The following is a 19472-nucleotide window of genomic DNA, read 5'->3' on the forward strand; positions in this document are numbered from 1 at the left end:
ACCTGACGTCTGTCCCACTCCCGGTTCGGGTTCCCACGTTTTCGGGTCCCCTTTCGACGAGTCGACGACGAGCCCCCGGTATCAACACGACCGAAGAGCCCCGGCAGCCGATCGAATCCAGAAACTGCAAAGTACCCCGGGGGCCTTCGGAGAAATATGACACGAGCCATCGTCGATCAGGACATCACCCCCACCGAGCGGTTGCTCGACCACCTCGACGACACCTGGGAGGTGACGGTCGGGATCGACGGCGACGAGGAGACGCTCCAGACCGAACTGGCCGAATACGACGTGGCGATCGTCACCTCTCGAATCCCGCTCACGAGGGCAGTTCTCGACAGCGCCTCGGAGCTGTCGCTGATCGGCAAACTGGGCACCGGCATCGACTCGATCGATCTGGAGGCGGCCCGAGACAACGGGATCACCGTCACCCACACGCCCGGCCACAACGCGCTCTCCGTGGCCGAACACGCACTCGGACTCACGCTGGCGACCGCGCGACGACTGCCCGTCGCCGGCGAGATCATCGCCGAGGGGCGGTGGCGCGACGAGTATCCGCTCGGGACGCGGCTCTCGGGGTCGACCGTCGGCATCGTCGGCTTCGGGAACGTTGGCAAGCGCGTCGGGATGCTCTTTTCGGGGTTCGACGTCGACGTCCTCGTCGCCGACCCCTACGTTCCGAGCATCGACGCCGAGCTCGCCCACGGGGAGCGGACGGACCTGGAGACGCTGCTCGCCGAGAGCGACGTCGTGATCCTCACCCCCGAACTCACAGGCGAGACGCGCGGGCTGATCGGCGAGGCCGAACTCGATCTGATGCGGCACTCTGCCCTGCTGGTGAACGTCTCCCGGGGTCCCGTCGTCGAGGAAGCGGCCCTCGTCGACGCGCTCCGGAACGGGGACATCGCGGGCGCCGGCCTCGACGTCTTCGAACACGAGCCCGTCCCGGCCGATTCGCCGCTGCAGGACCTGGACAACGCCGTGCTCACGCCGCACATCGCGGCGATGACCGCCGAGTGCCGCGCTGGGAACATCGACCAGCTCGCGGAGAACGTCACCCGACTCTTCGCGGGCGAGGACGTCCTCGACCGCTACGTCCCGGTCGATCCCTGATAGTGATTACTCTCGTCTCTTACCGCCGAACGCCGTTACCGGGGGTGGCGTTCGGCGGTAAACAGTGAGAGCAATCACTATGAGGCCTGTCCCGAGACTACCCCGGGATACACCGGGAACCACGATCGTATCATAATAAAATAACATCCGGTATGCTCGGCTTTTCTATGGATTCGTTCGTGAGCCTTCTCGCATAACGCAACGGAGTAGCAGCGCGGTGACGGAACCACGGAGGGGAACGAGCATCGAGATCACCCGAGAGGCCACCGTTGTACATCACCGCTCGTCAACGCAGGCCATCTCGGGCGTGGACGATCGGCGCGGGCCGCGACAGCGTCGGATCGGTGGGAGGTAACACATACTATTATTGACTTATCCGATATGCTCGATTTTGGGCAGTGCTGGACGACTCGCAGATCGGATGATCGACGCTATCGACGTGAGAATAACGCTCGTACACGCATTATCGATCCCGATTCGAAACTCCTGGTGGCGAGAATCACAGGCGTACGTGTGTTATTTTAATCGAATAGCGCGTACGGACGGAATATTTTGTTCTCGTATAACGAATTTAGATCCGAACATATCGATTCGATAGGTTCGAAGGCAGATAGCGAGTATGAACGACTCAGTCACGAACGCGGTGTCGATCTACGGAGGCGGCGTCCGGCGAACCCTTCGGGACGTGCTCCCGCACGACGACAGGCCGCCGTTCAGAATCGAAGTGGGTCGCGCGAACCGATAACATTCCTTATCATTTAGGATGTTTGTGTTCCCGGAGAACCGAACCACCGTATCTTGGGCCTGAGACGGTCGAATCGGACGGTTCTCCGAACAAATCGGAAGGTTCACAATCGTCGAAGACGTTGATGAGGTATGCCCACGGATCGGACATCGCTGACGACCGTCACGCGCGCGTTCGAGGTCCTGGATCTGCTCTGGGAACTCGACGGGGCGGGGCCCTCGGAGTTAGCGACGCGGATGGACCTCCCCGACAGCACCGTCTACGACTATCTGCGATCGCTGAGCGAGACGCGCTATGTGACCCGCGAGGACGGCGAGTACCGGCTGAGCTCATACTTCCTCACGATCGGCGGGAAGATGAAACACCGGAACCGCCTGTTCCAGGTGGCAAAGCCCGAGATGAAGCGCATCGTCTCCGAGACCGACGAGCTCGTCGGCCTGACGATCGAAAACGACGGCCGGGCGGTCGTGTACCACCAGGAGGAGGGCCGCCAGGCGCTGAGCCTCGGGACTTACACCGGCGCCGCGACGCCGATGCACACGGTCGCGACGGGGAAAGCCATCCTCGCGTATCTGCCGGACGAGCGCGTCGAAGAGATCATCGCCGAGCGCGGGCTCGAACAGCGGACCGAGTACACGATCACCGATCCCGACGAACTGAAGGCGGAACTGGAACAGATCCGCGAGGACAGCTACGCCGTAGACTGGAACGAGCAGGTCATCGGAATGGGGATGGCGGCGGTCCCGATTCTCGTCGAAGACGGGGTGCTGGGCTCCTTCGGGATCGTCGTCCCCACTGGGCGGATCCGAGACGAATCCTATCAGGAGGAACTCCTCCAGAAGCTCCGGGAGATGGTAAACACCGTCACCATCAATTACCAGTACGGGAACTGACCGTGGGCCGCCGGTCCGTCGATTCGCGTCGTCGCACGGGAGCGGTCTCCGAGGTGACCCACGGCCCTCCACGCCGAGCGTGCGCGTCGATCCGTCGTCTCCGCGTGACGAATATGTCGGATGTTGATATTATTTGACTGCTCAATTGGGCTTCGATGGCGACAGAGCGGACTCGGGCGTTCCGGGGTCGGATGGGATTACTCCAGAACCGATTCGAGGGGGTCGCGGACCTCGTCGGGGAGGGGCTCCGGCTCGTTGTCCGCCTTGGAGACGCAGACGTGTTGTTCGCGGGCGCTGAATCGGGTCTTGCCGTCCGCGTCGGTGGCGGTGAATTCGAGTCCGAGGCTCTTGTTACCGACGTCGGGTTCGACGGAGATGGTGAGCACGTCGCCCACCTCGACGGGGCGTTCGAAGTCGGTGTCCATCGAGACGATCGGCAGGTGGACGCCGTACTCCTCCGGGATGTCCCAGTAGGCCACGCCGAGGTCGTCCATCAGTTCCTCGCCGGCGCAGTGCATCGCGTCGATCAGATTCGGATAGTAGGCGATGCCGTGGGGGTCGGCGTCACCCCAAGCGCACTTCCACTCGAACTCGAACATCGTCCCGATGTTCATCGCACCACATAAGTACCTTTGCTCGCCGGCAGCAAATTCGACGCGACAGACGCGAAGCTATTAATAGAGGGCTTGACAACGACCCCCGAACAGATGAGCCCGCAAAGCCTGGAAGATCTGCTCGGATCCGTCGATTCGCCCGTCGAGATGCTGCGGTCGCAGGGCCGCGGCGCGTTCGGCTTCCCCAACGTCCCCGACGAACACACGACCTGGATCGAAGAACAGCGCGCGTGGCGCGAGACCTGCTCGTTCGCCGACCAGTCTCACCACATGGTCGACTTCTGGGTCGAAGGCCCCGACGCGCTGGAGCTGTTTTCGGACTTGGCGGTGAACGGCTTCGAGGGGCACGAACCCGGCACGGCCAAACAATTGGTGCTCGCGAACCCCGAGGGCTACTTCATCGGCGACGGGATCCTCTTTTACTTCGACGAGGACGACTTCGCGCTCGTCGGTCCGCCGCAGGCGGCAAACTGGGTGCAGTACCACGCCGAGACCGGCGACTACGACGTCGCGACCGAGCGCGACGAGACCTCCGGCGTTCGCGACGGGCCGCCGACGAACTACCGCTACCAGATCCAGGGGCCCAAGGCGCTCGATGTGATGCAGTCGGTGGCGGACGAGCCGCTCCCGGACCTCGGCTTCTTCAACTTAACCGACGTCACGATCGACGGCCGCGAGGTGACGCTCCTGCGGCACGGGATGTCCGGCGAGCCCGGCTTCGAGTTCTGGGGCCCCTGGGAGGACGGCGAAGCGATCAAGCGGCTCGTCCTCGACGCGGGCGAGGAACACGGCATCCGCCAGCTGGGCGGGATGAGCTACGGGAGCTCCGCGGTCGTCTCGGGCTGGCTCGGGATGCCGCTGCCCGCGGTCTACGACGGCGAGTTGATGCGCGACTACCGCGAGTGGCTCGACGCGCGGAGCGTCGAGGGGTACTACTCCATCGCGGGCAGCCTCGACGCCGACGGCGTCACCGACTACTACGTCACGCCCGTCGAGATCGGCTACGGCCGGCTGGTCGACCTCGACCACGACTTCGTCGGGCGGGAGGCTATCGCCGCGGAGCTCGACGACCCCGACCGGACGCTGGTGACCCTGGAGTGGGACGACGACGACGTGATCGACGTATTCGGGTCGCTGTTCCGCGACGGCGAGACGAAGCGCTTCCTCCAGCTGCCGATCCCGTGGCGCTCGACGTCCCACCACGACCGCATCGAAAAGGACGGCGAACTCGTCGGGACGTCGCGGATGGGCGCCTACACCTACAACGAGCGGACGATGCTTTCCCTCGCCGTCCTCGACGTCGACCTCGCCGAGCCCGGCACCGAGGTGACGGTCGTCTGGGGCGAGCCCGACGACTCGGCGAACCCCGCGGTCGAGCGCCACGAATCGACCGATATCCGGGCGACGGTCGCGCCGGTCCCGTACACGGCCGACAATCGGTGAGCGGAACGCGATAGGCGGTACGCGGGCTGATCGGGACTGCCCGCGGCGGGCCTCACGCGGACAGAGAGCAAATTTTATGACGGCCCTGGGCAAAGAAAGGAAAGATGAGCGCACACACAACGTATCGTCCGCTCGGAACGCCGGCGACGGCGGCCGGGCTCACACCCTAATTACCCACACATGGCTTCCCAAGGACTCTCCGCGTCTTCGACGCGTACGACCGCCGAATCGCTCCTCGAAAACCCACGGTTCGAGCTGATGCCGTTCGACAGCTTCGACGACGAGATCGAACACCTCCCCGACGGCGCGACCATCACGATCACGGCCTCGCCGCAGTTGGAACTGGAGGCGACCATCGAGGCCGCAGAGCGCGCCGCCCAGGAGGGCTACGAGGTCGTCCCGCACGTCTCCGCGCGATACGTCCGCGGCCCCGACCACCTCGCGGAGATCTGCGAGCGCCTCAAGGCCGTCGGCATCGAGGACATCTTCGTGCCGGGCGGCGACCGCGAGGAGCCGATCGGCGAGTTCGAGTCCGCCTACGACATGCTCGTCGCGCTCGACGACCTCGACTACGAGTTCGAGGAGATCGGCATCACGGGCTATCCCGAGGGCCACGACTTCCTCTCGGACGAGACGCTGGCGGAGGCGATGGACAAGAAGGCGCCGTACGCGACCTACATCGCCACGCAGCTGTGCTACGACCCCGAGGCGGTGCTCGAGTGGATCGAGGAGATCCGCGACCGCGGCGTCGACCTCCCGATCGAGGTCGGCATCCCCGGCGTGATGAAGTACGAGAAGCTCCTGAGCATCTCCCAGAAGGTCGGCGTCGGCGACTCCGTGAAGTTCCTCCGCAAGACATCGGGCATCGTGGGGTTCATCAAGCAGTTCATCGGCTCGCGCGGCCGGTACCGGCCCGACGAGCTCGTCGACGGCCTCGCCCCACACGCCGACGAGTACGGCATCCGCGGGCTCCACATCTACACCTTCAATCAGGTCCCCGACTCCGAGGAATGGCGGCAGAGCCGCCTCAACTGAGCCGGATCCGCCTCTCAGCGGGAGCGTTCTTTCAGTCAGCTACCATTATTCGGCCGTCGCAGCGCGGACGTTCATCCGATCCGCCGAATCGTCCCCGAAAAGATTATTGGGGTCAAGATAGACCTCCCCGGTAGGAATTCAGTATGGTCGAACACATTTCCGCAGACACACCGCGCGTGGGTCCGGAACGGCGGCCGGGGGCGTCCGTCGGACCGAGGAGGAACGATGTTGTCGGTTGAGCGAGGCGAGTCCGTGCTCTCGATCGAGGGGCTCACCAAGAAGTTCGACTCGGTGGTCGCCGTCGAGGACGTGAGCTTCGAGCTCCGGGCCGGGGAGATCCACGGTCTCATCGGGCCGAACGGCGCCGGCAAGACGACCACGGTCAACCTCGTCACCGGCGAACTGGAGCCGACGAGCGGGAGCGTCCGCTTCAAGGACGACGACCTCGTCGGGCGCCCGCCCTCGGACATCGCCCGCCTCGGGATCGGCCGGTCGTTCCAGGTCGTCCAGTACTTCCCCGAGATGACGGTCCAGAAGCACCTGCACCTGGCGATCCGGGACCCCTCGAAGACCGTTCGGAGCGTGGTCGACGCCGAGCCCGAAGACACGGCGCGGATCGAAGAGATCGCCGAGCGCGTCCACCTGAGCGAGCGGCTCGACACGGTGGCGAAGAACCTCTCGCACGGCGAAAAGCGCTTCCTCGACATCGGCGTCGTCCTGGGGATGGACTCGGAGGTGATCCTCTTCGACGAGCCCGCGGCGGGGCTGAACACCTCCGAGACCGAGGAGCTAGAGGAGATCATCGAGGACCTCCGGGGCGACTACACCATCCTGATCATCGAACACGACATCGACCTCATGCGGCGGATCACAGACCGGATCACGGTCCTCCACAACGGGAGCGTGCTCGCGACGGGGACGCCCGAGGAGATCGTCAGCAACGATGACGTAAAGGAGGTGTACCTCGGTGAGTGACATCCTGACGGTGGAGAACCTCGACGCGTTCTACGGCGAGAGCCAGGTGCTCTTCGACGTCTCGCTGTCGGTCGACGAGAACGGCGTCGTCGGCATCTTCGGCCGGAACGGGATGGGCAAGACCACGATCCTCGAGAGCATCGTCAACCGTATCGACAGGAAGACCGGGACCGTCCGGTTCCGCGACCGCGACATCTCCGGGCTGGCCCCCCACGAGATCATCCGCGACAAGATCGCGTACGTGCCGGAGGACCGCGAGATCTACACCGCCCTGACGGTCCGCGAGAACCTCGAACTCGCGACGCCGAAGGGGCTCTCCGAGGCCGAACAGGAAGAGCGCATCGCGAACGTCTTCGACCGCTTCGAGCGGCTCGACGAGCGCTCGGCCCAGCTCGGCGGGACCCTCTCGGGCGGCGAACAGCAGATGCTCGCGATCGGCCGCGGGCTCGTCACCGACCCCGACCTCCTGCTCCTCGACGAGCCGACGGAGGGGCTCGCGCCCATCATCGTCGACGAGGTGGTCGAGGTGCTCGACGACCTCGTGACGCAGAACCGGGCGGTCCTGCTCGTCGAGCAGAACATCACGCGGACGCTGCCGCTCATCGACCGCGGGTACATCATCGAATCCGGTCGCATCGTCGCCGATGGCGACGACGAGGCGCTCGGCGACGAGGAACTCCACGAGGAGTACCTCACGGTCTGAGCGGCGCCACTCACGCGCCGTTGGTTTCGGCTCGCTGACGGGTGCGTCTCGCCACAAGTAAATATAATAGGCAGTGGCGTAACCATCGGGCTACCGACGAATGATAATAAAAGATTTGAACGCAGGAACCGGACGCGGGACGGGCGCTGGACTGGACAGCACCGTGACCCGCGGGCGGTGAACACGATGGTCGAAACGCTGTTTCTGACGCCGAACGACTTCGTCACCTACCTCCTCAACGGCGTCAGCCGGGGCATGATCCTGTTTCTCGTCGCCAGCGGGCTGACGCTGATCTTCGGACTCATCGGCCTCATCAACTTCGCCCACGGGGCGATGGTCACGCTCGGCGGCTATCTCACCTACTACATCACGGGCGCGACCGGGAGCTTCTGGATCGGGATCGTCTCGGGGATCCTGATCGTCTCGCTCCTGGGGCTCGTCCTCGAACGGACGATCCTGCATCACCTCTACGAGGAGCCGCTCTTGGGGTTCCTCGGGACCTTCGGCATCGGCCTCGTGATCGAGGAGCTGATCGGCTTCCAGTTCGGCGACCAGTCGCGGAGCCTGGCCTCGCCGTTCCCGGGGACGACAGATCTGCTCGGCGTCTCGTATCCGACCCACCGGCTCTTCGTGATCGTCGTCGGCGTCGCCGTCGCGCTCGCGGTCGGCGCGCTCCTGGCGAAGACGCGCTTCGGCCTGGAGATCCACGCGACGGCGAACGCATCGGAGACCGCCGAGATCCTCGGCGTCGACTCCAGTAAGGTCTACACGCTGACGTTCGTGCTCGGGTCGGCGCTCGCGGCCGCCGCGGGCGGGCTGACGGCGCCGATCACGTCGCTGACGCCCGGGGTCGGGATGACGTATATGCTGCTCGCGTTCCTCGTCATCATCGTCGGCGGGATGGGGAGCTTCAAGGGCTCGTTCCTGGTCAGCCTGATCGTCGGCCAGGTCATCGCGTTCGGGTGGCTGGCGCTGCAGCCCACCTACGTCGAGATCAGCATCTTCGTCGCGGCGATGGTGTTCATCCTGTACAAACCGCGTGGCTTCTTCGGGAAGCCGGAGGTGTTCGAATGAGCGTCGCCATCGACTCCGCCCGTCGGTACCTCGCCGACGAGCGGTACCGCTGGGTCGGACTGCTGTTCGTGATCGGCCTGCTCTTCGCGCCGATGGGCGTCGAGAGCTACGCGGTCGGGCTGATCACGAAGGCCATCATCTTCGGGCTGTTCGCCATCTCGGTCGACATCGCGCTCGGCTACACCGGCCTGATCACGCTCGCGCCCGCCGCGTTCTTCGGCATCGGCGCGTACTCCGTCGCGAAGCTCGTGGTCGACTACGACGCGTCCTACTGGCTCGGCTTCCCGACCGCGGTCGTCCTTGCGGCGACGATCGCCTTCCTCATCGGCTACGCCCCGATTAAGCGGCGGATCGGCGAGGTGTACTTCGTGCTGTTCACGATGGCGTTCGGCGTCATCGTCCACGACTTCACGTTCGTGACGACGTCGTTCACCGGCGGCTCGAACGGCCTGGCGTACGTGTCGCCGCCGGAGGTGTTCGGCATCAACCTCGCGGAGACGCTGCCGTTCTACTACTTCTCGCTCATCGTCGTCGGCGCGCTCGTAGTCGGGCTCTACCTGCTCCTCCGCTCGGACTACGGGAGCATCCTCCACGCGTCGCGGCAGAACGAGCTCCGGATGCGGTACCTCGGCTACGACACCGACCGCGAGAAGCTGCTGGCGTGGATCATCTCGGCGGTCATCTCGGCGGTCGCCGGGGCGATCTACGTCGGTACCGTCGGTGTCGCCTCCCCGTCGCTGATGGAGTTCGCGCTCACCGGCGAGGTGATCATCTGGGTCGTCGTCGGCGGCACCGGCACCTTCGTCGGCCCCTTCATCGCGGCGTTCCTCCTGACGCTCCTGGAGGACTACCTCGGCGGCGTCTGGTCGGAGGGCTACCTCATCATCCTCGGGGTGCTCTTCGTCGCGTTCATCTTCCTCCTGCCCGAGGGCGTGATGGGTCGGATTCAGGACCGCGAGGACTGATCTCCTCCGGTCGGGTTCTCCGTCCGTCGGCCGTCCTGCGCTATCCCGCCTGTATCGGAATATTTACTGGCGTCCGACGCGACTCCGCTTGTATGATCGGTGAGATCGACCACATCGAGATCGAAGCGAGCGACGCAGAGGAGATGGCCGACTTCCTGAAGAAGCTGGGCTACGAGGAGCTCCGCACCACAGAGCACCACGGCGAGTCCTTCGAGCTCGTCCCCGGCGAGGAGGACGGTCCCCTCTTCGAGATCCACACCGTCGAGGGCGAGGAGGTCCCCGGCATCAACCACATCGCCTTCGCCGTCGACAACATCGACGAGATCACCGACGAACTCGAAGCCCAGGAGGTCGACTCCATCGTCGGCCCCTACGACGTCGAGGAGACCGGCCGCACGATCACGAACTTCCGCGACCCCGACGGCCGCCGCTTCCAGATCGTCGACGACAGCGAGTAACCTCACTCCCCAGTTCCTCGATTCATTCACGGCCGCAAGCCGCGGCGCCGTCGCGACCTCGAAGCTTCGGCATCGGAAAAGCGTCGGCATCGGAATTTATAACCCGAGCGCTGCCCCATCAGTCGCGTATGGATCAACACAACCGTTTCAGACACGCGATCGAGAACGACGAGGTGATCTTCGGCGCGCGCTCGTCGACGTTCTCCTCGACGGTGATCGAGATCTACGGCCAACTCGGCATCGACTTCGTCTGGCTCGACTTCGAGCACATGGGCCCGAGCCCCTGGGACAGCACCGTCTTCGAGGAGCTGACCCGCGCGGCCGACGTCGGCGGCACCGAGCTGTTCGTGCGCCTGCCGACCGGCGACCCCTCGCTGATCCGGAAGGTGCTCGACGCCGGCGTCCGCAACGTCTTCATTCCGCGGGTCGACACCGCCGAGGAGGTCCGCGAGGCCGTCAAAGCGACCCGCTTCGAGTACGACGGCGAGCCCGGCGAGCGCGGGATGGCGAGCGGCCGCTCGCGCACCTGGGGACTCGCCGGCGACGACTACATCCGGACCGAAGACGAGGAGGTCTGCATCGGCGTGATGATCGAGAAGACCACCGCCGTCGACGAACTCGACGAGATCCTCTCGGTCCCGGAACTCGGCTTCGTCTTCATCGGCCCCTCGGACCTCTCGGTCCAGATGGGCCACCCCGGCGACAAGACCCACCCCGACGTCGCGAACCAGATTACCGAGATCCGCGAGGCCGCCCACGACGCCGGCGTCCCGACGGGCGTGATCGCAAACGACCCCGACGCCATCGAGGACGCCGTCGAGAAGGGCCACCAGATCATCCGGATGGGCGGCGACCTCGCCTCCGTCAAGTCCGTCCTCTCGGAGCGGCTCGACGCGGTCGATCACCTGCGGTAGGAAGCGAGCCCCCACCGAGAGCGCTCGTGCGGGGGACCCAGGGAAGAGGCGGCCGCACTGTCGAATGAATTATTATCGACGACGCGAGAGGTCGTGGTGTATGTCGCCGGAGCTTGCCCGTCTCAGTCACGTAGCGCTCGAAACGCCCGACCTCGGGGGGTCGTTAGAATTTTTCGTCGACGCGGTCGGCTTCGAGGAGGTCGAACGCGAGGGCGACACCTCGTACCTCCGCGCGGTCGACGAGTTCGACCACCACTCGATCGTCCTCTCGGAGGCCGAAGAGGCCGGCGTCGACCACGTCGGCTGGCAGACGCGAAAGCCCGAGTATCTGAGCGAGTTCGAGGCGGTCCTCGACGAGGAGGGCATCGACGTGACCTGGATCGACGCCGGCGAGGAGCTCGGCCAGGGCGAGGCGTTCCGCTTCACCACGCCCACGGGCCACGAGTTCGAGTTCTACCACGAGATGGAAAAGCCGGACCCGCCGGCCGAGCGGCGCTCGAAGCTCAAGAACAAGACCTACTCGCGGACCACCACGAACCCGATCGCGCCGCGGCGGATCGACCACGTCCAGCTGTGGGACCCCGAGGCCAACGACTTCCGCGCGTGGCTGAAGGAGGCGCTGAACTTCCGCGTCCAAGAGCGGTATAATCGAGAGGACGGCTCCCGCTGGGGGACGTTCCTCAGCGCGAACGGCAACAAGATCGAGGCCGCCGTGATCGAAGACGAGGAGGCCGCGAACGACCCCGCGCTGCACCACATCGCCTACAAGGTGGACTCCGCCGACGACCTCTTCGACGCCCACGACGCGATGAACGAACACGGCATCCCGACAGACGGGATCGGCCAGCACTCGATCTCCCGCGGGAAGTTCCTCTACGTGCGGGACCCCGTCAGCGGCCACCGGATCGAGTTCAACGCCGGCGGCTACCTCGTCTTCGACCCCACCTGGGAGACGGTCGAGTGGCAGGAGGGCGACCTCGAAGACCGCCAGTGGATCGGCCAGATCGAGTCGAAGGCGCGCGTCGAGTACTAAACAGTCCGCGCGTTCGCGGGCGGTCTCTGCGAACGGCGCTCCGCTCGGTTCCGAATCGAATATATCGGGAATTAACATCCAAATCTATTTAATCCTCACCATCTACTTGCCAACCGTTGTCAGGCGCCGTTAACTTAGCGAAAGGAATGGGAAGATTCGGCTCCTAGTGGAGCTGATGAAACTGAACCTTCCCGAATTGGCAGAGGTGCTGGAGGAGATTGAGTTTTTCGAGCGTGAGCGGACGGATCGCCAGTCTGTCGAGCTGGCGATCCTGCTGTACAATCACGGTGTGAGTCTGCGGAAGATCGAGCGAGTCCTCGGATGGCTCGGCGTCGATCGGTCTCACGTGGCAATCTGGAAGTGGATCCAGAAATTTGGCCAGCGACTGCGAGAGGCTGGTCGGCGGCCAGCCGCCGACCTGCCGGCCGTCGTGTTGATGGACGAGACGGCGATCTCACAACAGGGTGAAGAGTTTGTGCTGTTTGCGGCGGTTGACCCCGAGACACGGGATCTGTTGCACGCGGAAGTAGCACCGTCTCGAAACACGCTAACAACTCGGCGGTTCCTGTCGGAACTCGCCGAGTTGTACGGGCGAGCCCCGCCCATTGTGGTGACAGACGGGGCCAGCTACGGCCCCGTCTTCACCCCACTTGGCATCACACACATCGTCCGTCAACACAGTGTGAGAAACCGCATCGAACGCTGGATAAAGGAACTGAAACGCCGGATTGACACGTTCTACGCATCTTTCCCCGGCGACGACGTAGCCACGACGAACAACTGGCTCAAACAGTTCGCCTGGACCTGGAACGTCTGCCTAAGTTAACGGTGCCCGTTGTCATGGCCAAAGAGACTAATAGCCGGATCCGAAACGCCCGACGACGAACGTTCATCAAGACCGCCGGGACCGCCGTCACGCTCGCTGGACTCGCCGGCTGTTCCAGCGGCGGGAACGGCGGAGGCGGCGGCGATACGGAGACGTCCGGAGGCGGCAGCGGCGGCGACAGCCAGACGGGGACGACGACGAGTCCGTCGCTCGACGGTCCCGTCCGCGTCGGCCTGCTGACGCCCCTGAGCGGTCCGTTCGCGCTCACCGGACAGGAAGTCCAGCGCGGCGTCGAGATGGCCCGCGAGCACCTCGGCGGCGAGATCCTCGGACAGAGCATCGAGGTCGTCTCCCGCGACTCTGAGGGGAGTTCCTCGGGCGCGCTCGAAGGCGCCCGCTCGCTCGTCCAACAGGAGGACGTCGACGCCATCATCGGCCCGTCGATAAGCTCGGCCGGGCTGGCGGTGCTCCCGTACATCCGGGACCAGGCCCAGATCCCGATCCTGCCCACGCAGGTGTCCTCGGTCAACGCCCGCGAGGGGGAGAACTGCACCGAGTACTCGTACTTCATCTGGGTGAGCAACCGCCACATTGTGCCCGTCGGGGTGGACTTCATCCACGACCTCCAGAACAGCATCGACCGGAGCTACGACCCCAAGAAAGTCCACTTCTTCGCGCCCGACTACGCGCTCGGGCAGAACAACCTCGAACTGCTCCGCGAGGAGATGAGCTCCCGCGGCGGCGAGGTCGTCGGCAGCACTCTCGCGCCGATCGGTACCCAGGACCTCTCGTCGTACATCTCCGAGCTGTCCAACAGCGAGGCCGACGTGATCACCGGCGTCCTGACGCCCGGAATGGCCGTCCGTCTCATCAATCAGGCGACGGACTTCGGCCTGCCGGACGAGAAGATCATAATGTTCAACTCCGGGAAGCCGGTCGACCAGATCACCCAGGCGAGCGTCGGCGCGACCGCCGACGGCTGGTACGGGACCTACTTCTACAACCCCGCCAGCGAGAGCGAGATCAACCAGACCTTCAAGAGCCTCTACCCCTCCGAGAGCGATCTCCTGCCGAACGCGTCCTGCGGGAGCGGGTTCGAGACGATGCGCGCCATCGCGCAGTCGATCGAGCAGGCGGGTTCGACGAACGCCGACGACATGGTCGACCAGCTCGGCGGCCTGAGCTGGGATTCGATCTTCGGCCCCGCGAAGTTCCGCGAGGGCGACGGGCAGATCGAACTCAACTTCGTCGGCGCGACCCGCCGGGACACCGAGTTCACCGTCCTCGAAGAGTACCCGGACATCATCCCCGAGAACCGGTGCTGACGCCGCCTCGCGGCGTCCGCCCGCTCGGTCCCTACGCGGTCTTCGCTCGTGAACCGTAGCCTGAACCGCGAGCCGTCGGTATCGACTGACATCGGAAAACCGCGCGTCCGTCAGTAATCGAGGACGTCTTCGATCCCCGCGGCGATCCGCGGCGGGTGCGGGATGTAGTAGTCCTCCATCGACAGGAGCGGCACCGGGATGTCGTAGCCGGTGATGCTCTCGACCGGCGCTTCGAGGTACATCAGCACCTCGTCGTTGATCGTGGCGATGATCTCGCTCGCCCAGCCGCCGCTGTAGGGCGCCTCGTGGACGACGACACAGCGGCCGGTCTTCCTCACCGACTCGACGACCGTCTCGCGGTCCATCGGCGAGATCGTCCGTAGGTCGATCACCTCGGCGTCGGCGTCGATGCGGTCGACCGCTTCGAGGGTCTTCTGCATCATCGCCCCCCAGGAGACCACCGTGACGTCTTCGCCCTCCCGCCGCACGGCGGCCTCGCCGATCGGGACCTCGTAGTCGTCGTCGGGGACGTCCTCCCGGACGGAGCGGTAGATGTGCTTGGGCTCCATAAACAGCACCGGGTCGGGGCTCCGGATCGCGGACTTGAGGAGCCCCTTCGTGTCGTAGGGCGTGCTCGGAATCACGACCTGGAGGCCCGGCACGTGGGCGTAGGCGCCCTCCAGGCTCTCGGAGTGGTGCTCCAGCGCGCGGATGCCGGCGCCGTAGGGCGTCCGGACGACCATCGGCGCGCTCCACTGCCCGCCGGCGGCGAGAGCACGGAGCGCCTGCTCTCCGTCGCGCTCGACGTCGAGCCGGACATCCTCTGGACGACCACCTCCCATATCCGCTACCTCTCGGAGAACGCCGAGGACGCCGTCGGCGTCGCCCCCGGCGACTTCGGCATCACGAAAGTCATCGGCGGCGCCGCGCCGGGCATCGCCAACCCCGAGATCCACGCGGAGTTTTACGACATCTGGAACGCGGACCTCGTTCGCGAGGCGATGGGCCTCGGCGACGTCCTCGGGAGTATGTGGGCCGAATGCGGGGAGGAAAACGGGATGCACTTCCACGCGCAGGGGTTCGTCCACCCCGAGCTGATCGACCCCGAGACCGAGGCGGCGAAGCCGTTCGAGGCCGGCGCCGAGGGCGAACTCGTCTACACCCACCTGCGCCGCGAGGCGACGCCGCTGCTCCGCTTCCGCTCGGGCGACTACGTGACGGTGATCGACACCGAGTGCTCCTGCGGGCGGACAGCCCCGAAGATCCGGGTCGTCGGCCGCGCCGACGATATGCTCATCTACAAGGGAATGAACGTCTTCCCCTAGGCGATCCGCGACGTCATCTCCGACGTCGAGGGCGTGGCCCCTCGGCTCCGCGTGGTCCTCCCCGAGGAGGGCAAGGTGAACTTCGAGGAGCCGATCTCGATCGAGATCGCCCGCGAGCCGGATAGCGACCGCGACGAGGCCGCGCTGGTCAACGAAGTCATCACCGAGGTCGGCGCCCAGCTGAAGGCGCGGGTCGACCCCACGGTCGTCGACGTCAACGACCTGCCCGGCGGCGAGTACAAGACCAAGCTCATCGAAGAGCGCGACGGGTGAGTCGATCGGGCGCCCCGACTCACCCGGTGGAGAGTGGTCGATGGGCAAGTAATTTTCTATTTAATTAAGTAAATTTTATCAATATTTGTTTTTATCATATATTTAATGCTACTTCTTACGATGCCAATGTGGATCAAGTTCGGTCTTAAAGATCAGCTGAGCGATTTTCTGAAAAATAATAAATTTGATAAGTATGGTAAAATAGTATATTCTGTTAGTGTTATTATGGCGCATTCGACTGTTACGCAGTGTCGCCTCGTCCATCAGGACGGGGTCTGTTCGGGGCCGGGCAAAGTCCATCCGCCGTCACGCGAGCAGATCAGCGACCCCGGCGTCGAACGCCACGTGTATCCTCCGACGGGCCCGCGCCCCTGACGAAGCGGACGCTGATAGCCGGAGGGAACGCCTCGCGGCATATCGCGGTCAGTACTGCGCGGAGCGGATCACGACCCCGCCGGGAGTTCGACGGCGAAGACCGCGCCCGGACCGTCGCCCTCGCCGATGTCGTCACTCACCTGAGAGTGGTTGACGATTTTCGCTCGATATGTGCGGGTTGTCTCCAGCATCGGACTGTGTTCATAAGCACTTATGAAAAATCAAATTTTAAAAATAACGACCGGGGCGTGGAATATCCGGTAGTGCCATCGGCGGTGGGTTGTGTAGGAATTGTTGGCTGTATCCCCGCCCTGAAGCGCGGGGTTTTAGCCTTGTAACTTTCATAACAGCCGTGCTGGACCGACAAGCAAGCACTACTCTAATACGCCACCCGGCCGAACCGAGGCTATGGTCAACTACCGGTACGCCGGCGACGCCCACGAGCGGCTGTTCGCCTCGTATCAGGACGACTCGGACCCGTTCCCGACGAACGTGACGGCGTGCTTCCCCGACCGGGAGCACCGACGCGAGGAGGTCGCGCTCCTCCAGGAGCTGCTGTTTCCCACCTGCTGGAACGCCCCCGAACTGGTCCGCGACGAGCTGGCGGTCCTCGACCAGCTCGACGACCTCGGGACGCTCGTGAAGGCCGGGATCTGCCCGTACACCGACGGCCGGCCCGACGAGACGGTCTCGGCGCTCATCGACAGCCTGCCGCGGATCCGCGACGTCCTGAAGCGGGACGTCGAGGCCGCCTACAAGGGCGACCCCGCGGCGAAGACGTATATGGAGATCATCCGGTCGTACCCCGGCTTCCTCGCGATCTCGGTCCAGCGGGTCGCCCACGTCCTCTACGACATCGGCGCGCCCGAGTACGCACGCGAACTGACCGAGTACGCGAAGACCCAGACCGGGATCGACATCCACCCGGGCGCCGAGATCGGCGAGTACTTCTTCGTCGATCACGGCACCGGCGTCGTCATCGGTGAGACCGCGACCGTCGGCGAGTGGGTCCGCCTGTACCAGGACGTGACCCTCGGCGCGCTCCACTTCGAAGAAGAAGAGGGCCAAGAGCACGCGCTCAAGAAGGGGTACAAGCGCCACCCCGACATCGGCGACCACGTCGTCATCGGCGCCGGCACGAAGGTGCTCGGGGACATCACCGTCGGCGACCACGTGAGCATCGGCGCGAACTCCTGGATCACGGAGGACGTCCCGGACCGGACGAAGGTCTACATCAAGGACCACCCGACACAGGAGCGGAAGCGCTACGACTGATCGCGGTCACTCCTCGAACTCGATGGTCGCGATACGGTGCCGCGGCCGTTCGTCGTCGTCGTTCTCGTACTTGTAGTCGACGCCCTCGTCCTCGTCGACCGTCGCGGTGTGGGAGCCGTCGCAGAACGGCTTGTCGTCCGAGAGCCCGCACCGGCAGACGTAGATGTCGCCGTCGTGGTCGTCGGGGTCGATGACGTCGGGGCCGTTCGCATCGTGTGTGACTTCGCGTGACATCGTGTAGCACACGTATCGCCACCCAGTTATAGTTCGTGGGCGACGCGCCCGTGACGAAAAACCGAAGCCCCTCGGTCGCGTGCGGTCGCCTATGTCGAACGACCAGACGCTCGTCAGCGACGTGATGTCGACGGCGCTCGTGACGATCAGCCCGGACGCGACGCTCGTAGAGGCGGCAGCGCGGATGCGCGAACACGACATCAACGCGCTGTTGGTGCCGTCGACGGAGATCGCGATCGTGACGAGCACGGACGTGCTCGACGCGGTCGCGCGGGAGCTCGACCCCGCCGAGGTCAGCGTCGGCGACGTGATGACCAGGTCCGTCGAGACGGTCACGCCCGACCTGCGGCTCACCGAGGCCGCGGCGATGATGGAGAACTTCGGCTTCAGCCACCTCCCGGTCGTCGACGACGACCTCGTCGGGATGGTCTCGTCGACCGACATCACCGCGCAGCTCTCCTGAGATGGACGTCGTCTCCGCACTCCGAGCCCAGGAAGGCGTCACCTGCGTCGTCGGAGCGGGCGGGAAGAAGACGACGATGCGGACGCTCGCGGTCGAACTGGGCCGAGCGGTCGTCACGGCGACGGTCCGGATCCCGATCTTCGACGACTGGGCGGGCCGCGTCGTCGTCACCGACGATCCCGTCGCGGCCCTCAGAGAGGCCGAGGGCGACCCCGACGCGTGGCCGCTCGGCGTCGTGCCCGAGCGCGAGCGCGAGGACCGCTACCTCGGCTACGAGCTCGACGCGATCGACGGTCTCGCCGCGCGGGACGTCCCGGTACTCGTGAAGGCCGACGGCGCGCGGATGCGGCGGTTCAAAGCCCCGAACGAGCGGGAGCCGCGGATCCCCGGGTGCGCGGACACGGTCGTCCCGATCGCGAGCGCCCACGTCGTCGGCGAGCCGCTCTCGGAGGGGCTGGTCCACCGGGTCGAGGAGGTCGCGTCGCTTACGGGGCTCGAACCGGGCGAGGAGATCCGGCCCGCGGACGTCGCGGCGGTGCTCGCGAGCGACGAGGGCGGGCTGAAGGGGGTGCCCGACGGCGCGACGCCGATCCCGCTCGTTAACATGGTCGACGACGACGCCCTCGAAGCGAGCGCGCGCGAGATCGCCGCCGAGATCCACGAGCGCGCCGACGTGCCGCGGGTCGTCCTCGCGGAGATGCGGGCCGACGAGCCGATCGTCGACGTGGTCTAACGTCTGTCCCCGCGGAGGCGCTCGACGGCGCGGTCGAACTCCTCGCGGGTGTTGAGGTTCTCGAAGGTCTCTACCGACGTCACCCGCTCGATCTCCTCGCGGTCGAGGACGACCTTCTCCAGGTCCGAGAGCGGCGCGACGATCCGGCTGTCGTCGCGTTCGAGCGCCCGGAGGCAGGCCTCGCGCATCGGGGCGGCCCGGTAGACCGCCTGCGTCGTCTGGAACCACTCGTCGAGGCGCGGGACCGCGGCGTCGTGGCCCGCGGCCCGCTCGAAGAGGTGCTCCGCGAACGCGGGGTCGACGAACGGCATGTCGCAGGCGACGACGAACGCGTACTCCGCGGAGACGGCCTCCAGGCCGCGGGCGATGCCGGCCATCGGACCCGCGTCGGGCTCGCGGTCGACGGCGAACGCCGGGTCGACCTCGGCGTCGGCGAACGCGTCGTTGATGGCGTCCTCCTGATCCGATCGGCAGTTAATCACGACCTCGTCGACGACGCCCGCGACGCGGTCGACCACCCGGCGGATCATCGGCGTCCCGGCGAGGTCGGCGACGGCCTTGTCGCGGTCGCCGAAGCGGGTCGAGCGACCGCCGGCGAGGACGAGTGCGGCGCGCATAGGAGCGCTTTCCCGTCCGGCGCAAAGAAGCTGACGAGCCATTCCCCGGCGCACACAGCGG

General features: G+C 65.4%; 23 protein-coding genes. 18 read left to right on the top strand and 5 right to left on the bottom strand.

Going from position 1 to position 19472, the window contains the following annotated elements; all coding sequences use genetic code 11:
• Positions 1 to 156 precede the first annotated feature (156 nt).
• Together ACQUQ0_RS05050 and ACQUQ0_RS05055 are read left to right on the top strand one after the other, a co-directional pair.
• Positions 157 to 1113, top strand: a complete 957-nt coding sequence (locus ACQUQ0_RS05050; RefSeq protein WP_435183573.1) for an NAD(P)-dependent oxidoreductase — start codon at positions 157 to 159, stop codon at positions 1111 to 1113.
• A gap of 876 nt (positions 1114 to 1989) precedes the next feature.
• A complete protein-coding gene (locus ACQUQ0_RS05055; protein WP_435183574.1) occupies positions 1990 to 2751 on the top strand; it encodes an IclR family transcriptional regulator in 762 nt (253 codons plus the stop codon).
• Between the two features lie 197 nt (positions 2752 to 2948).
• Here ACQUQ0_RS05055 and ACQUQ0_RS05060 read toward each other — a convergent pair whose 3' ends face one another.
• Positions 2949 to 3350 (bottom strand): acyl-CoA thioesterase, encoded by a 402-nt coding sequence (locus ACQUQ0_RS05060; RefSeq protein ID WP_435183575.1) that lies wholly within the window; start codon positions 3348 to 3350, stop codon positions 2949 to 2951.
• Positions 3351 to 3458: 108 nt separating this feature from the next.
• Between ACQUQ0_RS05060 and ACQUQ0_RS05065 the strand changes: the two genes are divergently transcribed.
• The 11 genes from ACQUQ0_RS05065 to ACQUQ0_RS05115 all read left to right on the top strand — a co-directional run bounded on the left by ACQUQ0_RS05065 (position 3459) and on the right by ACQUQ0_RS05115 (position 14116).
• Positions 3459 to 4808 carry an aminomethyl transferase family protein gene (locus ACQUQ0_RS05065; protein ID WP_435183576.1) on the top strand — a complete coding sequence of 450 codons (1350 nt, stop codon included), beginning with the start codon at positions 3459 to 3461 and terminating at the stop codon, positions 4806 to 4808.
• A gap of 180 nt (positions 4809 to 4988) precedes the next feature.
• Entirely contained in the window at positions 4989 to 5843 is an 855-nt protein-coding gene (locus ACQUQ0_RS05070; RefSeq protein WP_372389971.1) for a methylenetetrahydrofolate reductase, read from the top strand.
• Positions 5844 to 6071: 228 nt separating this feature from the next.
• Entirely contained in the window at positions 6072 to 6818 is a 747-nt protein-coding gene (locus tag ACQUQ0_RS05075; protein ID WP_435183578.1) for an ABC transporter ATP-binding protein, read from the top strand.
• Complete coding sequence (locus tag ACQUQ0_RS05080) at positions 6811 to 7521, top strand: ABC transporter ATP-binding protein (RefSeq protein ID WP_435183579.1); 711 nt, start codon at positions 6811 to 6813, stop codon at positions 7519 to 7521. The genes ACQUQ0_RS05075 and ACQUQ0_RS05080 overlap by 8 nt, the downstream gene beginning before the upstream one ends.
• A 186-nt stretch (positions 7522 to 7707) precedes the next feature.
• Positions 7708 to 8595: a branched-chain amino acid ABC transporter permease gene (locus ACQUQ0_RS05085; protein ID WP_435183581.1), complete on the top strand. Its 888-nt coding sequence runs from the start codon at positions 7708 to 7710 to the stop codon at positions 8593 to 8595.
• Positions 8592 to 9560 carry a branched-chain amino acid ABC transporter permease gene (locus tag ACQUQ0_RS05090; RefSeq protein ID WP_435183582.1) on the top strand — a complete coding sequence of 323 codons (969 nt, stop codon included), beginning with the start codon at positions 8592 to 8594 and terminating at the stop codon, positions 9558 to 9560. Before ACQUQ0_RS05085 ends, ACQUQ0_RS05090 begins: the two co-directional genes overlap by 4 nt.
• Before the next feature lie 92 nt (positions 9561 to 9652).
• The gene (locus ACQUQ0_RS05095; RefSeq protein WP_435183583.1) at positions 9653 to 10018 is read left to right on the top strand and encodes a VOC family protein; all 366 of its coding nucleotides are present in this window, start codon (positions 9653 to 9655) and stop codon (positions 10016 to 10018) included.
• Positions 10019 to 10146: 128 nt separating this feature from the next.
• Entirely contained in the window at positions 10147 to 10932 is a 786-nt protein-coding gene (locus ACQUQ0_RS05100; protein WP_435183585.1) for an HpcH/HpaI aldolase family protein, read from the top strand.
• 100 nt (positions 10933 to 11032) lie between these two features.
• Positions 11033 to 11965: a VOC family protein gene (locus ACQUQ0_RS05105; RefSeq protein ID WP_435183586.1), complete on the top strand. Its 933-nt coding sequence runs from the start codon at positions 11033 to 11035 to the stop codon at positions 11963 to 11965.
• 175 nt (positions 11966 to 12140) lie between these two features.
• On the top strand, positions 12141 to 12791 hold the full coding sequence (locus tag ACQUQ0_RS05110; RefSeq protein WP_435183588.1) for an IS6 family transposase: 651 nt from the start codon (positions 12141 to 12143) through the stop codon (positions 12789 to 12791).
• Between the two features lie 14 nt (positions 12792 to 12805).
• Positions 12806 to 14116 (top strand): ABC transporter substrate-binding protein, encoded by a 1311-nt coding sequence (locus ACQUQ0_RS05115; protein WP_435183589.1) that lies wholly within the window; start codon positions 12806 to 12808, stop codon positions 14114 to 14116.
• Positions 14117 to 14226: 110 nt separating this feature from the next.
• Here ACQUQ0_RS05115 and ACQUQ0_RS05120 read toward each other — a convergent pair whose 3' ends face one another.
• On the bottom strand, positions 14227 to 15072 hold the full coding sequence (locus tag ACQUQ0_RS05120) for an alpha-ketoacid dehydrogenase subunit beta (RefSeq protein ID WP_435183590.1): 846 nt from the start codon (positions 15070 to 15072) through the stop codon (positions 14227 to 14229).
• A gap of 45 nt (positions 15073 to 15117) precedes the next feature.
• Between ACQUQ0_RS05120 and ACQUQ0_RS05125 the strand changes: the two genes are divergently transcribed.
• Together ACQUQ0_RS05125 and ACQUQ0_RS05130 are read left to right on the top strand one after the other, a co-directional pair.
• Positions 15118 to 15441, top strand: a complete 324-nt coding sequence (locus ACQUQ0_RS05125; protein WP_435183591.1) for a phenylacetate--CoA ligase family protein — start codon at positions 15118 to 15120, stop codon at positions 15439 to 15441.
• Positions 15442 to 15474: 33 nt separating this feature from the next.
• Entirely contained in the window at positions 15475 to 15714 is a 240-nt protein-coding gene (locus ACQUQ0_RS05130) for a hypothetical protein (RefSeq protein WP_435183593.1), read from the top strand.
• Between the two features lie 443 nt (positions 15715 to 16157).
• Here the strand turns inward: ACQUQ0_RS05130 and ACQUQ0_RS05135 are convergent, their stop codons facing one another.
• Positions 16158 to 16280, bottom strand: a complete 123-nt coding sequence (locus tag ACQUQ0_RS05135; RefSeq protein ID WP_435183595.1) for a hypothetical protein — start codon at positions 16278 to 16280, stop codon at positions 16158 to 16160.
• A 217-nt stretch (positions 16281 to 16497) separates the two neighbouring features.
• On the opposite strand from ACQUQ0_RS05135, the gene epsC reads away from it, so the two are divergent.
• Positions 16498 to 17364, top strand: a complete 867-nt coding sequence (gene epsC / locus ACQUQ0_RS05140) for a serine O-acetyltransferase EpsC (RefSeq protein WP_435183597.1) — start codon at positions 16498 to 16500, stop codon at positions 17362 to 17364.
• 6 nt (positions 17365 to 17370) lie between these two features.
• Here epsC and ACQUQ0_RS05145 read toward each other — a convergent pair whose 3' ends face one another.
• Positions 17371 to 17598 (bottom strand): CDGSH iron-sulfur domain-containing protein, encoded by a 228-nt coding sequence (locus ACQUQ0_RS05145; RefSeq protein WP_435183598.1) that lies wholly within the window; start codon positions 17596 to 17598, stop codon positions 17371 to 17373.
• A gap of 91 nt (positions 17599 to 17689) precedes the next feature.
• Here ACQUQ0_RS05145 and ACQUQ0_RS05150 point away from each other — a divergent pair, with 91 nt between their 5' ends.
• Together ACQUQ0_RS05150 and yqeC are read left to right on the top strand one after the other, a co-directional pair.
• Positions 17690 to 18061: a CBS domain-containing protein gene (locus ACQUQ0_RS05150; RefSeq protein WP_435183599.1), complete on the top strand. Its 372-nt coding sequence runs from the start codon at positions 17690 to 17692 to the stop codon at positions 18059 to 18061.
• Between the two features lies 1 nt (position 18062).
• The gene (gene yqeC / locus ACQUQ0_RS05155; protein ID WP_435183601.1) at positions 18063 to 18794 is read left to right on the top strand and encodes a selenium cofactor biosynthesis protein YqeC; all 732 of its coding nucleotides are present in this window, start codon (positions 18063 to 18065) and stop codon (positions 18792 to 18794) included.
• Here the strand turns inward: yqeC and ACQUQ0_RS05160 are convergent.
• Positions 18791 to 19411, bottom strand: coding sequence for a molybdenum cofactor guanylyltransferase (locus tag ACQUQ0_RS05160; protein WP_435183602.1), 621 nt, complete (start codon positions 19409 to 19411; stop codon positions 18791 to 18793). The two genes, yqeC and ACQUQ0_RS05160, sit on opposite strands and share 4 nt — an antisense overlap.
• Positions 19412 to 19472 lie beyond the last annotated feature (61 nt).

The sequence above is a fragment of the Halobellus sp. EA9 genome (assembly GCF_051195055.1).
Taxonomy (GTDB): domain Archaea; phylum Halobacteriota; class Halobacteria; order Halobacteriales; family Haloferacaceae; genus Haloquadratum; species Haloquadratum rubicundus.

Coding starts and splice junctions, on each gene's coding strand:
- ACQUQ0_RS05095 (WP_435183583.1), top strand. CDS start 9,653: ATGATCGGTGAGATCGACCACATCGAGATCGAAGCGAGCGACGCAGAG.
- ACQUQ0_RS05085 (WP_435183581.1), top strand. CDS start 7,708: ATGGTCGAAACGCTGTTTCTGACGCCGAACGACTTCGTCACCTACCTC.
- ACQUQ0_RS05090 (WP_435183582.1), top strand. CDS start 8,592: ATGAGCGTCGCCATCGACTCCGCCCGTCGGTACCTCGCCGACGAGCGG.
- ACQUQ0_RS05110 (WP_435183588.1), top strand. CDS start 12,141: ATGAAACTGAACCTTCCCGAATTGGCAGAGGTGCTGGAGGAGATTGAG.
- ACQUQ0_RS05105 (WP_435183586.1), top strand. CDS start 11,033: ATGTCGCCGGAGCTTGCCCGTCTCAGTCACGTAGCGCTCGAAACGCCC.
- ACQUQ0_RS05125 (WP_435183591.1), top strand. CDS start 15,118: ATGGGCCTCGGCGACGTCCTCGGGAGTATGTGGGCCGAATGCGGGGAG.
- ACQUQ0_RS05145 (WP_435183598.1), bottom strand. CDS start 17,598: ATGTCACGCGAAGTCACACACGATGCGAACGGCCCCGACGTCATCGAC.
- ACQUQ0_RS05150 (WP_435183599.1), top strand. CDS start 17,690: ATGTCGAACGACCAGACGCTCGTCAGCGACGTGATGTCGACGGCGCTC.
- ACQUQ0_RS05115 (WP_435183589.1), top strand. CDS start 12,806: ATGGCCAAAGAGACTAATAGCCGGATCCGAAACGCCCGACGACGAACG.
- ACQUQ0_RS05055 (WP_435183574.1), top strand. CDS start 1,990: ATGCCCACGGATCGGACATCGCTGACGACCGTCACGCGCGCGTTCGAG.
- ACQUQ0_RS05070 (WP_372389971.1), top strand. CDS start 4,989: ATGGCTTCCCAAGGACTCTCCGCGTCTTCGACGCGTACGACCGCCGAA.
- ACQUQ0_RS05100 (WP_435183585.1), top strand. CDS start 10,147: ATGGATCAACACAACCGTTTCAGACACGCGATCGAGAACGACGAGGTG.
- ACQUQ0_RS05060 (WP_435183575.1), bottom strand. CDS start 3,350: ATGTTCGAGTTCGAGTGGAAGTGCGCTTGGGGTGACGCCGACCCCCAC.
- yqeC (WP_435183601.1), top strand. CDS start 18,063: ATGGACGTCGTCTCCGCACTCCGAGCCCAGGAAGGCGTCACCTGCGTC.
- ACQUQ0_RS05065 (WP_435183576.1), top strand. CDS start 3,459: ATGAGCCCGCAAAGCCTGGAAGATCTGCTCGGATCCGTCGATTCGCCC.
- epsC (WP_435183597.1), top strand. CDS start 16,498: ATGGTCAACTACCGGTACGCCGGCGACGCCCACGAGCGGCTGTTCGCC.
- ACQUQ0_RS05160 (WP_435183602.1), bottom strand. CDS start 19,411: ATGCGCGCCGCACTCGTCCTCGCCGGCGGTCGCTCGACCCGCTTCGGC.
- ACQUQ0_RS05135 (WP_435183595.1), bottom strand. CDS start 16,280: ATGCTGGAGACAACCCGCACATATCGAGCGAAAATCGTCAACCACTCT.
- ACQUQ0_RS05050 (WP_435183573.1), top strand. CDS start 157: ATGACACGAGCCATCGTCGATCAGGACATCACCCCCACCGAGCGGTTG.